Below are 12,548 nucleotides of genomic sequence, written 5' to 3'. Positions count from 1 at the left end.
CTAAGGAAAAAAGTGACGCGAGATGGCAGAAGACAACGATAAGGCAAAGTCAGGAAATCGGAAGATTGTCCTTCTTGCAGCTCTTGCCGGTGTCATTGCCGGTATCGGGGCGGTATACGTGATGGAACAGCCTTCTGGCAATGCATCTGGCAGCAATGTTTCAATGGCGAGCACCGTTTCTGTTCAAAGTGATGAAGCTTCCGCACAATGTGCATTGAAGGCAGATTCCCTGAAGAGCCTTGATGCTGCGGCAACTGGTAGTGTTGCGGCCATGCGCGCGGCGGAAAAGCCGATTTCAGTCGCTCATATCGCCTTCACCGGTCCTGACGGCAAGCAGACTACGCTTGGTGATTACAAAGGCAAGACGCTTCTCGTGAACCTCTGGGCGACGTGGTGCGCACCATGCCGTGAGGAAATGCCTGAGCTCGACAATCTTCAGGCTGCAAAGGGCGGCAGTGATTTTGAGGTTGTTGCCATCAATATCGATACGGGATCGGACGAGAAGCCGAAAAAGTTTCTCGAAGAGATCGGCATCAAGAGCCTGAGCCTCAACCGTGATGCTACCATGTCGAGTTTCAATGAATTGAAGCGTAAAAATCTCGCTTTTGGTCTTCCAGTGACTTTGCTGGTCGATAAGGAAGGTTGCCAGATTGCCTCCATGAACGGGCCTGCGCCATGGGACAGCCCCGACGCGATTAAACTGATCGAGGCTGCGCAAAAACTTTAGATAGACACGAAGTTCAATCAGTGGCTTCCTCGTGTTTGGAGAGGAAGCTGCTCATGAGTGTCGAAGTCTGGCTGGCATTTTCTGCCGCGTCTATCATTATGCTGATCATTCCGGGGCCGACGGTACTGCTGGTGGTTTCCTATGCTCTTGGACAAGGCTGGAAAGCCGCTCTTCCAATGGCCATTGGTGTAGCGCTTGGCGATTTCACAGCAATGACGCTTTCCATGTTGGGAGTGGGCGCCTTGCTTGCAGCATCGGCCTCAATTTTTACCGCCGTCAAATGGATCGGTGCCGCTTATCTCATCTGGCTTGGTATCAAGCTGTTTCGAGCCGGAGGCACGATGAATGCCCATGCCCGACAGGATCAGGTGAAGCCGGTCAGAATGTTGCTCCATGCGTGGCTGGTGACAGCACTCAATCCGAAAAGCATAACGTTTTTTGTGGCTTTCCTGCCGCAATTCCTCAGCCCGCATGCCGATTTCCTGACGCAGATGCTGGTCTTTGAAAGCACGTTCCTCGTGCTCGCCTTTCTCAATGCCTTCGCTTATGCGCTGGTCGCCACGCGTGCGCGGCGCTTCTTTGCAAATGAGCGTGCCTTGCGCATCTTCAACCGTACTGGCGGAACGATGCTCGTCGGTGCCGGCATTGCGACAGCTTCAATACGATCAAGCTGATTTGAACCCCGAACGCTTGAGCTGGACGATGGCCAATTCAAGCGCTGACAGGAATGCCGAGCGGTCTTTTGGCGAGAATGGTGCCGGTCCGCGCGTTACTTCGCCCGCAGAACGTAAGGAATCCATCAGATTGCGTGTGGCGAGCGTGTTGCCGATGGTGCTTGCAGTATGCACTTTTCCATTGGGTGCAATGACCGACGCGCCCACTTCAATTGATCGGCTCGCAAGCGGGATGTCCGCAGTGATGACGACTGTGCCCGGCCGGGAATTTTCCGCAATCCAGTCATCTGCCGCATCAAGCTTGTCGGAAACGACAATACGCTCGACCCGTTCTGCATCGCGCGGGATGGCAATATAGCTGTTAGCGACGAGAACCACGGGTAAGCCATGACGTTCGGCAACGCGATAGATTTCAGCCTTCACCGGGCAGGCGTCGGCATCAACAAGAATGCGGATTGTGTCGTTTTGAGCGTCCATGCCGTTTCATAGGTGGATGAGACGCATTTGGCAAATTGATCGCAGCAATCAGATTTATGCGATAGCGCAATTGCCAGAACCGGATTAGAGCAGGCCACAAACAGAAAGTCTTTCTTATGGCCACCCGCTTTTTTCCGATCATGTTTGTTCTGCTCTGGGCCACCGGTTTTATTGGTGCCGGGCTTTCCATGCCCTATGCGGAGCCGTTCAGTTTTATGGCGGTGCGGTTTTCCATCGCTGCGGCCATTATGATCCTCTGGGCATTGGTAAGCCGCAGCGTCTGGCCAAGAGGCAAGGTTCTGATGCATGCAGCCATTACCGGCTGCCTCATTCACGGTGTCTATCTTTCAGCACTTTTCTGGGCTGTGCATCACGGATTGCCAGCTGGCATGTCCGGGCTTGTCGCCGGTCTTCAGCCTATGCTGACCACACTGATTGCAGCACTCCTGTTGAGCGAACGCGCCAGTGGACGCCAATGGCTGGGTCTTTTGGTTGGCTTTCTGGGTGTGACCATGGTGGTCTGGCCGAAGTTCTCCGCGGGCAATGGCGTTGATCCGCAAAGCCTGTGCGCTGCTTTCGTGGCGGTTCTCGCCATCAGCACCGGTACAGTCTGGCAAAAGCGCTTTGGAACGGCGGGTGACCTCAAGGCGGGAACCGCCGTGCAATATATCGCAGCCGCGTCATTGACTGCGATTGGGGCCTTCGCCTTTGAAACGCGGGTGATGATCTGGTCGCCGGAACTTATCTTTGCGCTGGTCTGGCTGACGCTTGCCATTTCCATCGGAGCCATTCTGGCGCTTCTGGTCATGATCCGTGAAGGTGCCATGTCGAAGGTGGCATCGCTGTTTTATCTGGTGCCGGGCACGGCTGCGATCATGGCCTATCTGATTTTCGGCGAAACGCTTGGACCCATCCAGATTGCAGGCATGGTGGTGACGACGCTCGGTGTGGCTTTGACTACTTTGCGTCGATAAGATCTGGCTGCTGCTCGCGCTTGCGGAAATTCATGATCGCTGCATTGATTTCCGCACCGATGATAAAGATTGCCGAGAGCATGTAGAGAAAGACGATTGCCACCATGATCGAGGCAAGGCCCGCATAGGTGGTGACATAGCTTGCAAACGTCTCGAGATATTTTGCGAAGGCGGTTGCGGCTGCAAGCCAGGCAACGAGCGTGATGCCAATACCCGGCAGAATATCGCTCAGACGGCGACGACCGGCAGGCAACCAGATGTGTACGATAAAGAGCGCAAGCACCAGAACGATCACCGCAATCGTATAGCGCCAGATGGCAATCGTGCCGGTAAAGGGCGCAATATCGGGGAACCATTGCTCTGCAAGGCGGACAGCAAGAGGTGCGAGAACCAGCAGAAAGCTGATTGCCATGAGACTGATTGTGCCAAGCAGCACAAAGCCCAGGCTTTGCAGGCGGCAGAAAATGATTGAGCGTTGGTCGGTCACGCGATAAGCGCGATTGAGCGACATGCGCAACGCTTCCACACCATTGGAGGCAAAATAGGCGGCCGCGATCACACTGACCGTCAACAAGCCACCGCGCTGCACCGTCAGTACGTTCGATACTTCATTGGCGATTGGACCCGCAATGTTGGATGGCCACATGTCGAAAACGACGTGCACCGCCGTATTGGCGAATTCCTTGGTGCCGAGAAAGCTGGCGAGTGATGTTGCGAAGATCAGAAATGGGAACAAAGCCATAAGGCCTGACAGGGCAATATGCGATGCGAAAGCCCAGCCATCGTCGGTGCTGAAATGCCCATAAACATCGAAAGTGATCTGACGGATAAAACGTCTGATTTTTCGCATCCGCAGATTTTTCCCTTTGGTAAACCGACAAACGACCCAAGCGCCCTTAAATCTAGTATTAGATTCAACATTGCAAGGGCATAGAGCGCCGTGCGCCCTCTTGGATGCACAAAGGCCGCCTTATGCTATTGAATCTGCGCACCGTGCTGTCCAAAAATCGATACCGATTTTTGGGCTGATGCTGTAGCCGTTTTAAACCGGGCACGAATCAAGCACTGTTGCGAAAACGCGACCGCAAGGAACAGGTGAATGGCTCCAGAAGGCGAAAAGCGCAGCATTATCATCACGGGCTGCTCTTCCGGTATCGGTGCTTATTGTGCCGAGGCTTTGCATAAGGCCGGATGGCGCGTGTTTGCGACCGCGCGCAAGGACGAGGATATTGCGGCACTCAAAGCCAAAGGGCTTGAGGCTTTCTACCTCGATTATACTGAACCACAGTCTATTGAAGCGCTGGTCGATGAGGTTTTGCGCGCCAGTGACGGCAAACTGGATGCGCTTTTCAACAATGGTGCCTATGCGCAACCCGGTGCGATTGAAGACCTGCCGGTTGAAGCCTTACGGGCGCAATTCGAAGCTAATTTCTTTGGCTGGCATGATCTCACACGCCGTATCATTCCGGTGATGCGGGCACAGGGCCATGGCCGCATTGTGCATTGTTCTTCCATTCTTGGTCTCGTACCGATGAAATGGCGCGGTGCTTATGTGGCGTCAAAATTTGCCCTCGAAGGGCTGATGCTGGCGCAACGCATGGAACTGGAAGGTTCCGGCATTGAAGTCTCGATGATTGAGCCGGGGCCGATAGCCTCACGCTTCACTTATAGTGCGGCCATGCACGCACGCGCCAATATTGATCTTGAACATTCCGTGCATCGCGAGCTTTATCAGCGTCAGATGGCAAAACTCGACGATGGTGGTACGAAGTCTAAAAGCAAGCTTGGGCCGGAAGCTGTTTACGCGGTGCTTGTGCATGCATTGGAAGCGCCTAAGCCGCGTCCGCATTACACGGTTACGCGACCGGCGAAACTGGGTATTCTGGCACGACGCCTGCTGCCGTCGCGCTGGCTCTATCGAATGCTGTCCGACCAGTCTTGAAACAAACAAGCCCATTCTTGAAACAAACAAGCCTGGTCTTGAAAACAGAGATGGCGGATTATGGGAGAGAAATAAATGGACTTTCTGTTCAAGGCTGCGGCCATGGTGGCCATGTTCGCCGTGGCAATTGTGCTGATTATCGGCCTGCGCAACATGATGCGCGGCGGTGATGGTAATTTCTCCAACAAGATGATGCAGCTGCGGGTCTTTTTGCAGTTTGTCGCAATCGTACTGATCGTCGCAGCCGTATACTTCGCGCGCCAGACGAGCGGCCAGTAAGGGCGGGCTTTAAACATGGTTAAGCTCAACAAGATTTATACCCGGACCGGCGATGATGGCACGACTGGTCTGACCTCGGGTCCGCGCAGGCTGAAATCAGATCTGCGCGTTGAATCTTACGGCACGGTGGATGAAACCAATGCCTGCATCGGTCTGGTTCGGCTTCATACGGCCGGTGCCGATCATGGGCATATTGATGTGATGCTTATGCGCATCCAGAATGACCTGTTCGATCTTGGTGCCGATCTTTCAACGCCTGATGATGGCCAGCCACTCGCTTATGAGCCGCTGCGTATCGTGGCCTCACAGGTTACGCGGCTTGAATCTGACATTGATTATTTGAATGCGGATATTCCTCCGCTGCGTTCGTTCATTCTGCCGGGTGGTTCGGCTGCTTCTGCGGCCTTGCATCTGGCACGCACCGTTTCGCGTCGTGCCGAGCGTTTAATGGTTCTGCTTGCAAAGACTGAGGGCGAAGTCGTCTCGAAGGAAGCGTTGCAGTATATCAACCGACTTTCCGACTTTCTGTTTGTGGCTGCCCGCGCCGTTAATGATAACGGCGCAAGCGATGTGTTGTGGGTGCCCGGCGCTAACCGCTGATTTTTAAACGCCGCGCTTGTTGCCCCAGATCAATACATGTAGCTGGGGCAGGACGTGCGCCTCGAACCAGCGATCCTGCATCACCTTGTCGATCAGCCATTCCATGCGGCGCATGATGCCGTCCATGTCGATGCGGGCATCATCGTCTTCGGGCGGTGGCGGCGTGTGATTGCCGGGCTGAAGATAGATGGCCAAATGCGGATGACGCGCCGATACGTCTTTCGCAAAAGCATAGTCCGCGTCATCAAAGACCACGAATTTCAGCACGGTTTTTGGCTTTGATCCCGCCGCCTGAATTGATGCCGCAAGTGCACCCCAATCCGTCTCCATGCCGCTCGACGGCGGTTTCGGGCTCAGCACGAGCGTATCGAGCTTTGCAAACCAGTCTTTCGTTACCGAGCCCTGGGTTTCGAGCGCGAAGCGATAGCCCTCGCTCTGGCCATGATCGATCAGAGGGCCCAGCGGTTGAATCGCCGGATTGCCGCCAGAAAGTGACACCGTAATGGGCCTTTTACCAGAAAGTGCCGTCACTTCATGCCATATGGCTTCAACGTCCATCGGTTTCCATTCTTGGCGAAAGCGGCTCTCAACGGCGTGCAGACTATCACACCATACGCAGCGGTAGTCGCAGCCGCCCGTGCGCACGAAGACAGTCGGTTCGCCGCTAAGCACGCCTTCACCCTGAATGGTTGGACCGAAAATCTCGCTGATGCGGATTTCGGAAGCCTCTTTCATGGTCGATTCCCGGGTCTGTACTCGGCCCATGTTTTGGGTGTTTCGCTGACCCGCACCGCCGACACTTCCTGCCACCGCCTTTGACACCAGTCATAAAGATGCCTGGCGAGACATTCCGCCGTCACGTGATTATGACCGAGCACATCATTGAGATGGCGGTGATCGAGTTCATCGTCGATATAGCGCTTGAGTGGGGCCAGCTCGTGATAATCGCGCACAAAGCCATGCTCATCGAGAGCAGAGGCGGAAAGCTCGACTTCAACGATGTAGTTGTGCCCATGCAGCCGCGCGCATTGATGATCGGCGGGAAGTTCGGTCAATTGATGTGAAGCGGAGAAATGGAACTCCTTGGTGATGCGAAACATCAGACGCTCCTCTTCTCGATTGCGGCACGCCAGAAGGCTGTATCCTCATAGCGTGTCGGATCGCTGATACCCGCCAGATGAAAGGCTTCGCGACGTTCCACACAGGTGCCGCAACGTCCGCAATGATGTTCGCCGCCCTTGTAACAGGACCAGGTCGCTTCAAACGGAGTCTTGTATTTTGCACCGTCCAGAACGATGTCGCTTTTTGACTTGTGCACATAAGGGGCGACCACACGAATATCGGCATATCCTTCCAGCGCATGGTTTTGCATGGTCTGGAAAGCGTCGATAAAGCCGGGGCGGCAGTCGGGATAGATGAAGTGATCGCCACCATGAACGGCAAGTGCGACAGCTTCGGCTTTTTGGGCTGCTGCCACGCCAAAGGCTATGGCCAGCATGATGGCATTACGGTTTGGAACGACGGTGATCTTCATCGTTTCTTCGGCATAATGGCCATCGGGAACGTCAATAGCATCTGTCAGGGCAGAGCCGGTAAGGCTGGCGCCGATCGGGCGAATATCGATGATGTGATGAGGTACACTGAGGCGCTTTGCGCAAGCGTCTGCGAAACTCAGTTCTTTCTTATGCCGCTGACCATAATCGAAAGAGATAAGGCCAATGAGCTGATGTTCCGCCGCGATTTTGTGCGCGAGCGAAACAGAGTCCAATCCGCCGGAGCAGATGACAAGCGTCTTCATAGTTTGAGTCCTTGTTTTGACCGGGTAGGCTGCGACCGGATGTTTACGGCGTCGTCCTAACGCATGAGAGCAAACTTGTAAACGCCATGAAACAGGGAGGTCCTAATCGTTAGAGCGACCTTCTTGCGCCCCAGACGGGCGAGGCGCATTATGACATTCTGAAAAATGGGAATGACTATCTGTCAGAATAAATTCATTTAAATCGATATTGCGGATCATCCCTGATTGACGTGCACGTCAACCGTCTTTAGGTTTCGTGCCGGTCCCTGATGTTGCGGGGAAGTGCCGGTTTCACGGCGTTTCTGTCAGCAGCGTTGTCATGTCGGATTCTGACATGCGGGCAAAGATTCACGGCGGCATAGTCGTGCCGCAAAAGTCATTGAAGAGGTAATCGCGGATGAAAGTCCTTGTCGCAGTAAAGCGGGTTGTAGATTACAACGTAAAGATCCGTGTTAAGGGTGATGGTTCAGGCGTTGAGCTATCGAACGTCAAGATGTCGATGAACCCTTTTGACGAGATTGCGGTTGAAGAAGCGATCCGTCTGAAGGAAGCTGGCAAGGTCACGGAAATCATCGTGGTTTCGGTTGGTCCGGCTCAGGCGCAGGAAACGCTGCGTACTGCTCTCGCCATGGGTGCTGATCGCGCTATTCTGGTCAAGGTTGATGAAACTGTTGAGCCGCTTGGCGTTGCCAAGGTGCTTAAGGGTGTGGTCGAGGCTGAACAGCCAGACCTCGTATTCCTCGGCAAGCAGGCGATCGACGACGATGCCAACCAGACCGGCCAGATGCTTTCGGCATTGCTCAACTGGAGCCAGGCGACATTCGCATCCAAGGTTGAACTGGGTGATGGTTCTGCCAGGGTGACGCGTGAAGTCGATGGTGGTCTTCAGACCATTGCAGTGAAGCTTCCAGCCATTGTCACGGTTGATCTTCGTCTGAACCAGCCGCGTTATGCTTCGCTGCCAAACATCATGAAGGCCAAGAAGAAGCCGCTTGATGAGAAGTCGCCTGCTGATTTTGGCGCTGATATTGCACCGCGTCTCAAGGTCCTGAAGACCGAAGAACCGGGTGGCCGCAAGGCTGGGGTGAAGGTTGGTTCGGTCTCCGAACTGGTCGAGAAGCTTAAAGCTGACGGCGTTCTGTAAGGGAAACCCGTGAGGCCCGTCTGCAAATGGCGCGGCGCTGCGCTTCCGGTTCTCGCACCCCACCATTTTCGCCAATGATACATCAATGGGCCTGACTGGTTTCATCAACCCAGAGATTTAAGGGACAAACACATGGCTATTCTTCTTATTGCCGAACATGACAATGCAACCCTTTCCGATCAGACTGCAAAGGCACTGACGGCAGCAGCTAAGATCGGTGGCGATGTCGATGTGCTGGTTGCAGGCAAGGGTGCAAAGGCTGCGGCTGATGCTGCTGCAAAGCTTTCTGGCGTGCGCAAGGTTCTGCTTGCTGAAAGCGATGCACTGGAAAACCGTCTGGCTGAACCAGTGGCAGCGCTCATTGTGGAGCTTGCAGGCCAATACGACACGATCATTGCACCTGCAACGACATCGGCCAAGAATGTGCTTCCACGTGTGGCAGCTCTTCTTGATGTGATGCAGCTGTCTGAAATCATGGAAGTGGTGTCCGCAGACACGTTCAAGCGTCCGATCTATGCAGGCAATGCGATCCAGACCGTGCAATCAACCGATGCCAAAAAGGTCATCACTGTTCGTACGGCTTCGTTCCAGGCTACTGGCGAAGGTGGTTCGGCTGCAGTTGAAAGCGTCAATGCAGCTACTGATCCGGCATTGTCGACATTTGTCGAGAACGCGCTTTCGGGTGGTGATCGTCCGGAACTGACTTCTGCCAGGATCATCATCTCGGGCGGTCGTGCGCTTGGTTCATCGGAGAAGTTCCAGGAAGTGATCCTGCCTGTTGCTGACAAGCTTGGCGCAGCAGTCGGTGCAAGCCGTGCTGCGGTTGATGCGGGCTATGCGCCCAATGACTGGCAGGTTGGCCAGACCGGCAAGGTGGTTGCACCTGATCTTTACATCGCGGTTGGTATTTCCGGCGCGATCCAGCATCTTGCGGGCATGAAAGACAGCCGCGTGATTGTTGCGATCAACAAGGACGAGGAAGCCCCGATCTTCCAGGTCGCCGATTACGGCCTCGTCGGGGATCTCTTTACCGTGTTGCCGGAGCTCGAAAAAGCGCTCTGATCATAACAAAGGCGGCAGGAAAATCTGCCGCCTTTGTTCATTTTCTGCCCGTCCTTTGCGCCGACTGTTTGCCGACGCTCGGGCGGGTTCTTTATAAGCAGTGTTGAATAATCGGCTTGAAGTTTAGGATTGCATTTTAACAGGCAAGCTGTCTTGTTAACCAGGCTTTCAAGCAATCTCAGATACAAGCCCGTTACGGGGCCGATTACGAGGCCAGATACAGCTACTCTGTATCTGAAGAATGGATATACTCAAGCAGATCTCCGCTATTGGGCGGGAGCATGAAGGAGTTGAGACTGTGGCGATCAAGACGGTAGGCATTGTTGGCGCAGGACAAATGGGAAGCGGAATTGCCCATGTGTGCGCGTTGGCAGGATACGACGTGCTTTTGCATGATGCGGCTGCGGACCGGCTGGAAAAAGGCATTGCTACAGTCAATGGCAACATGGCGCGACAGGTGTCATCCGGTAAGCTGGAGGAGAAAGAGCGCGCCGATGCCATGAAGCTGATCCGTGCTGCGAACTCCATGGAAGATCTGGCGGGCGTCGATATCGCTATCGAGGCGGCCACCGAAGACGAGACCGTCAAGCGCAAGATTTTCGCGCAGCTTTGTCCGATCCTTAATCCTGAAGCGATTGTTGCGACCAACACGTCGTCGATTTCCATTACGCGTCTTGCATCGACCACAGATCGCCCGGAGCGTTTCATCGGCATTCACTTCATGAATCCGGTGCCGCTCATGAAGCTGGTCGAGCTGGTGCGCGGTATCGCGACTGAAGAAGACACGTTCCGCAAATCGAAAGATTTTGTAACGGCGCTCGGTAAGACCGTGACGGTTGCCGAAGATTTCCCAGCCTTCATCGTCAACCGTATTCTGTTGCCAATGATCAATGAAGCGATCTACACGCTTTACGAAGGTGTGGGCAGCGTGGAAGCCATTGATACGGCCATGAAGCTTGGCGCTAACCATCCTATGGGGCCGTTGCAGCTGGCTGATTTTATCGGTCTCGATACATGCCTTTCGATCATGCAGGTGCTGCATGACGGACTGGCTGATTCCAAATATCGCCCATGCCCGCTTCTGGTCAAATATGTCGAGGCAGGCTGGCTTGGTCGCAAAACAGGTCGCGGTTTCTACGATTACCGTGGCGAGCATCCGGTTCCGACCCGCTAATCCGACCTGTTGTTCTTGTAAAAGCCGGTGTGTTTACGCCGGCTTTTTTATTGTAGCTAATTTCGCACATCTGTGGAAAACCTGAATATCGTTACTATTAACTTACCGTTAACTCTGCGGATTCAGGAGTTATTCATCTTTAATCGTTAAAGTTTTCATTAAGATGTTCGGAAGCTTAAAAGCATTCAACTCGACCCTCGAGGTTGCTTGACGGACATCACTTTCGAGCAGCAAATTCTTGATGAGGTGAAGGCGATGAACATTATCGTTCAGCTACGTGACAGCGTTAATGTCATCCGTGAGTTCGTCGCACCGAGCTACAGGCCCGAGCGCCATTATATGCGCGGCCCGGGTCCGGCTTGCGCGGCACGCACGGCAAACTGATAACAGAGCTTCAGCGCTCATTTACCGACGCAAAGCCTGTGAGGCTTTGTTGGAGATGATCTGAGCGCAGGCAACAAAAAAGCCAGAGCGGGTGACCGCTCTGGCTTTATCTATTGAGTTTGGATTTCGATCTTATTCCAGACCTTCAAACAGCGCGGTTGAAAGATAGCGCTCGGCAAAAGACGGAATAATGATGACGATATTCTTGCCCTTGTTCTCGGGGCGCTTGCCAACTTCGATGGCGGCAGTGAGGGCCGCGCCCGACGAAATGCCAACAGGAATGCCTTCAAGACGCGCAATCAGACGCGCGTTGGCAAAGGAATCTTCGTTGGAGACAGTCACCACTTCATCGTAAATTTCCGTGTCGAGCGTCTTTGGTGCAAAGCCTGCACCGATGCCCTGGATTTTGTGTGGGCCGGGAGTGCCACCCGAAAGAACTGGGGAATCTTTAGGCTCGACGGCGATCACTTTAAACGATGGCTTGCGGGCCTTGATGACCTGACCGACGCCAGTAATGGTCCCACCGGTGCCGATGCCGGAAATCAGAATGTCGGCTTCGCCTTTGGTATCGTTCCAGATTTCTTCGGCTGTTGTGCGGCGATGAATTTCAGGATTGGCCGGGTTTTCAAACTGCTGCGGAATGATCGCATTCGGATTGCCTTCTGCGATTTCCTCAGCCTTGGTGATTGCGCCCTTCATACCTTTCGGGCCTTCGGTCAGCACAAGTTCGGCGCCGAGCAGCTTAAGCAGCTTGCGGCGCTCAACTGACATGGTTTCAGGCATGGTCAGCACAAGGCGGTAGCCCTTGGCAGCGGCAGCAAATGCCAGCGCAATGCCGGTATTGCCGGAGGTTGGCTCCACAAACACTGTCTTGCCAGGAACCGCTTTGCCCTGCGCTTCAAGCGCTTCAATCAGTGCGACGCCGATACGATCCTTGACGCTTGCCAGTGGATTGAAGAATTCCAGCTTTACCAGCAAGTTGGCTTCAACGCCGTTTTCCCTGGCAAATTTGTCGATGCGGACCAGAGGTGTGTTGCCGATTGTATCGAGAATGGAATCATAGATGCGACCGCGACCCGGAGTTTCGCCGTCTTTTGCGCCAAGGGACTTGCTCATGGAATAATCTCCTTCTGTTTGAAGCGAAGTTTATGAGGAAAAGGCGCAAAAGCATAGCTGGGACCATGCGTCGGATCACATAAAATTGGAATTATATTCTTTAAAGGTGTGACTATTAGAAGATAATTCCAACTAATTGGGTGGAGGCAGAGTGCACAATCAATTGTGCGAAAACAGGTCATTCGTCGCACTGAAAA

The 12,548-nt window shown here is 53.9% G+C and carries 16 protein-coding genes; 10 read left to right on the top strand and 6 right to left on the bottom strand.

What is annotated here, in order from left to right:
• Positions 1-22: 22 nt before the first annotated feature.
• A complete protein-coding gene (gene tlpA, locus CEV32_RS17310; protein ID WP_094578369.1) occupies positions 23-727 on the top strand; it encodes a thiol:disulfide interchange protein TlpA in 705 nt (234 codons plus the stop codon).
• Between the two features lie 53 nt (positions 728-780).
• Positions 781-1,401: a LysE family translocator gene (locus CEV32_RS17305; protein ID WP_094578368.1), complete on the top strand. Its 621-nt coding sequence runs from the start codon at positions 781-783 to the stop codon at positions 1,399-1,401.
• Here the strand turns inward: CEV32_RS17305 and CEV32_RS17300 are convergent.
• The gene (locus tag CEV32_RS17300) at positions 1,393-1,878 is read right to left on the bottom strand and encodes a YaiI/YqxD family protein (protein ID WP_094578367.1); all 486 of its coding nucleotides are present in this window, start codon (positions 1,876-1,878) and stop codon (positions 1,393-1,395) included. The two genes, CEV32_RS17305 and CEV32_RS17300, sit on opposite strands and share 9 nt — an antisense overlap.
• Before the next feature lie 116 nt (positions 1,879-1,994).
• On the opposite strand from CEV32_RS17300, the gene CEV32_RS17295 reads away from it, so the two are divergent.
• Positions 1,995-2,852 carry a DMT family transporter gene (locus tag CEV32_RS17295; RefSeq protein ID WP_094578366.1) on the top strand — a complete coding sequence of 286 codons (858 nt, stop codon included), beginning with the start codon at positions 1,995-1,997 and terminating at the stop codon, positions 2,850-2,852.
• On the opposite strand, the gene CEV32_RS17290 is transcribed toward CEV32_RS17295, so the two are convergent.
• Complete coding sequence (locus CEV32_RS17290) at positions 2,836-3,702, bottom strand: YihY/virulence factor BrkB family protein (protein WP_094578365.1); 867 nt, start codon at positions 3,700-3,702, stop codon at positions 2,836-2,838. The two genes, CEV32_RS17295 and CEV32_RS17290, sit on opposite strands and share 17 nt — an antisense overlap.
• Before the next feature lie 249 nt (positions 3,703-3,951).
• Between CEV32_RS17290 and CEV32_RS17285 the strand changes: the two genes are divergently transcribed.
• From CEV32_RS17285 to CEV32_RS17275, 3 genes are all read left to right on the top strand, one after another.
• Positions 3,952-4,794: an SDR family oxidoreductase gene (locus tag CEV32_RS17285; protein WP_094578364.1), complete on the top strand. Its 843-nt coding sequence runs from the start codon at positions 3,952-3,954 to the stop codon at positions 4,792-4,794.
• Between the two features lie 75 nt (positions 4,795-4,869).
• Positions 4,870-5,073 (top strand): twin transmembrane helix small protein, encoded by a 204-nt coding sequence (locus CEV32_RS17280; protein WP_024898593.1) that lies wholly within the window; start codon positions 4,870-4,872, stop codon positions 5,071-5,073.
• Positions 5,074-5,088: 15 nt separating this feature from the next.
• Entirely contained in the window at positions 5,089-5,673 is a 585-nt protein-coding gene (locus tag CEV32_RS17275) for a cob(I)yrinic acid a,c-diamide adenosyltransferase (protein WP_094578363.1), read from the top strand.
• 3 nt (positions 5,674-5,676) lie between these two features.
• Here the strand turns inward: CEV32_RS17275 and queE are convergent, their stop codons facing one another.
• Genes queE through queC form a run of 3 tightly spaced genes read right to left on the bottom strand, consistent with a single transcriptional unit; the run spans position 5,677 to position 7,471 of the window.
• Positions 5,677-6,408 (bottom strand): 7-carboxy-7-deazaguanine synthase QueE, encoded by a 732-nt coding sequence (gene queE, locus CEV32_RS17270; RefSeq protein WP_094578362.1) that lies wholly within the window; start codon positions 6,406-6,408, stop codon positions 5,677-5,679.
• The gene (gene queD, locus CEV32_RS17265) at positions 6,405-6,773 is read right to left on the bottom strand and encodes a 6-carboxytetrahydropterin synthase QueD (protein WP_094578361.1); all 369 of its coding nucleotides are present in this window, start codon (positions 6,771-6,773) and stop codon (positions 6,405-6,407) included. Before queD ends, queE begins: the two co-directional genes overlap by 4 nt.
• Positions 6,773-7,471: a 7-cyano-7-deazaguanine synthase QueC gene (gene queC, locus CEV32_RS17260; RefSeq protein WP_094578360.1), complete on the bottom strand. Its 699-nt coding sequence runs from the start codon at positions 7,469-7,471 to the stop codon at positions 6,773-6,775. The genes queD and queC overlap by 1 nt, the downstream gene beginning before the upstream one ends.
• 397 nt (positions 7,472-7,868) lie before the next feature.
• Between queC and CEV32_RS17255 the strand changes: the two genes are divergently transcribed.
• From CEV32_RS17255 to CEV32_RS23750, 4 genes are all read left to right on the top strand, one after another.
• Positions 7,869-8,615 (top strand): electron transfer flavoprotein subunit beta/FixA family protein, encoded by a 747-nt coding sequence (locus tag CEV32_RS17255; RefSeq protein WP_094578359.1) that lies wholly within the window; start codon positions 7,869-7,871, stop codon positions 8,613-8,615.
• A gap of 132 nt (positions 8,616-8,747) precedes the next feature.
• The gene (locus tag CEV32_RS17250; RefSeq protein WP_094578358.1) at positions 8,748-9,677 is read left to right on the top strand and encodes an electron transfer flavoprotein subunit alpha/FixB family protein; all 930 of its coding nucleotides are present in this window, start codon (positions 8,748-8,750) and stop codon (positions 9,675-9,677) included.
• Positions 9,678-9,975: 298 nt separating this feature from the next.
• Positions 9,976-10,851, top strand: coding sequence for a 3-hydroxybutyryl-CoA dehydrogenase (locus CEV32_RS17245; RefSeq protein WP_094579144.1), 876 nt, complete (start codon positions 9,976-9,978; stop codon positions 10,849-10,851).
• A gap of 207 nt (positions 10,852-11,058) precedes the next feature.
• Entirely contained in the window at positions 11,059-11,235 is a 177-nt protein-coding gene (locus CEV32_RS23750) for a hypothetical protein (protein WP_167382823.1), read from the top strand.
• Between the two features lie 132 nt (positions 11,236-11,367).
• Here CEV32_RS23750 and cysK read toward each other — a convergent pair whose 3' ends face one another.
• Entirely contained in the window at positions 11,368-12,351 is a 984-nt protein-coding gene (cysK, locus tag CEV32_RS17240; RefSeq protein WP_094578357.1) for a cysteine synthase A, read from the bottom strand.
• Positions 12,352-12,548: the final 197 nt, after the last annotated feature.

The organism is Brucella rhizosphaerae (assembly GCF_002252475.1).
In the GTDB taxonomy this organism is placed as follows: domain Bacteria; phylum Pseudomonadota; class Alphaproteobacteria; order Rhizobiales; family Rhizobiaceae; genus Brucella; species Brucella rhizosphaerae.
The sequence above is the reverse complement of the archived record's forward strand: the minus strand, read 5'-3'. Positions and strand labels throughout refer to the sequence as shown.

Coding starts and splice junctions, on each gene's coding strand:
- tlpA (WP_094578369.1), top strand. CDS start 23: ATGGCAGAAGACAACGATAAGGCAAAGTCAGGAAATCGGAAGATTGTC.
- CEV32_RS17305 (WP_094578368.1), top strand. CDS start 781: ATGAGTGTCGAAGTCTGGCTGGCATTTTCTGCCGCGTCTATCATTATG.
- CEV32_RS17300 (WP_094578367.1), bottom strand. CDS start 1,878: ATGGACGCTCAAAACGACACAATCCGCATTCTTGTTGATGCCGACGCC.
- CEV32_RS17295 (WP_094578366.1), top strand. CDS start 1,995: ATGGCCACCCGCTTTTTTCCGATCATGTTTGTTCTGCTCTGGGCCACC.
- CEV32_RS17290 (WP_094578365.1), bottom strand. CDS start 3,702: ATGCGAAAAATCAGACGTTTTATCCGTCAGATCACTTTCGATGTTTAT.
- CEV32_RS17285 (WP_094578364.1), top strand. CDS start 3,952: ATGGCTCCAGAAGGCGAAAAGCGCAGCATTATCATCACGGGCTGCTCT.
- CEV32_RS17280 (WP_024898593.1), top strand. CDS start 4,870: ATGGACTTTCTGTTCAAGGCTGCGGCCATGGTGGCCATGTTCGCCGTG.
- CEV32_RS17275 (WP_094578363.1), top strand. CDS start 5,089: ATGGTTAAGCTCAACAAGATTTATACCCGGACCGGCGATGATGGCACG.
- queE (WP_094578362.1), bottom strand. CDS start 6,408: ATGAAAGAGGCTTCCGAAATCCGCATCAGCGAGATTTTCGGTCCAACC.
- queD (WP_094578361.1), bottom strand. CDS start 6,773: ATGTTTCGCATCACCAAGGAGTTCCATTTCTCCGCTTCACATCAATTG.
- queC (WP_094578360.1), bottom strand. CDS start 7,471: ATGAAGACGCTTGTCATCTGCTCCGGCGGATTGGACTCTGTTTCGCTC.
- CEV32_RS17255 (WP_094578359.1), top strand. CDS start 7,869: ATGAAAGTCCTTGTCGCAGTAAAGCGGGTTGTAGATTACAACGTAAAG.
- CEV32_RS17250 (WP_094578358.1), top strand. CDS start 8,748: ATGGCTATTCTTCTTATTGCCGAACATGACAATGCAACCCTTTCCGAT.
- cysK (WP_094578357.1), bottom strand. CDS start 12,351: ATGAGCAAGTCCCTTGGCGCAAAAGACGGCGAAACTCCGGGTCGCGGT.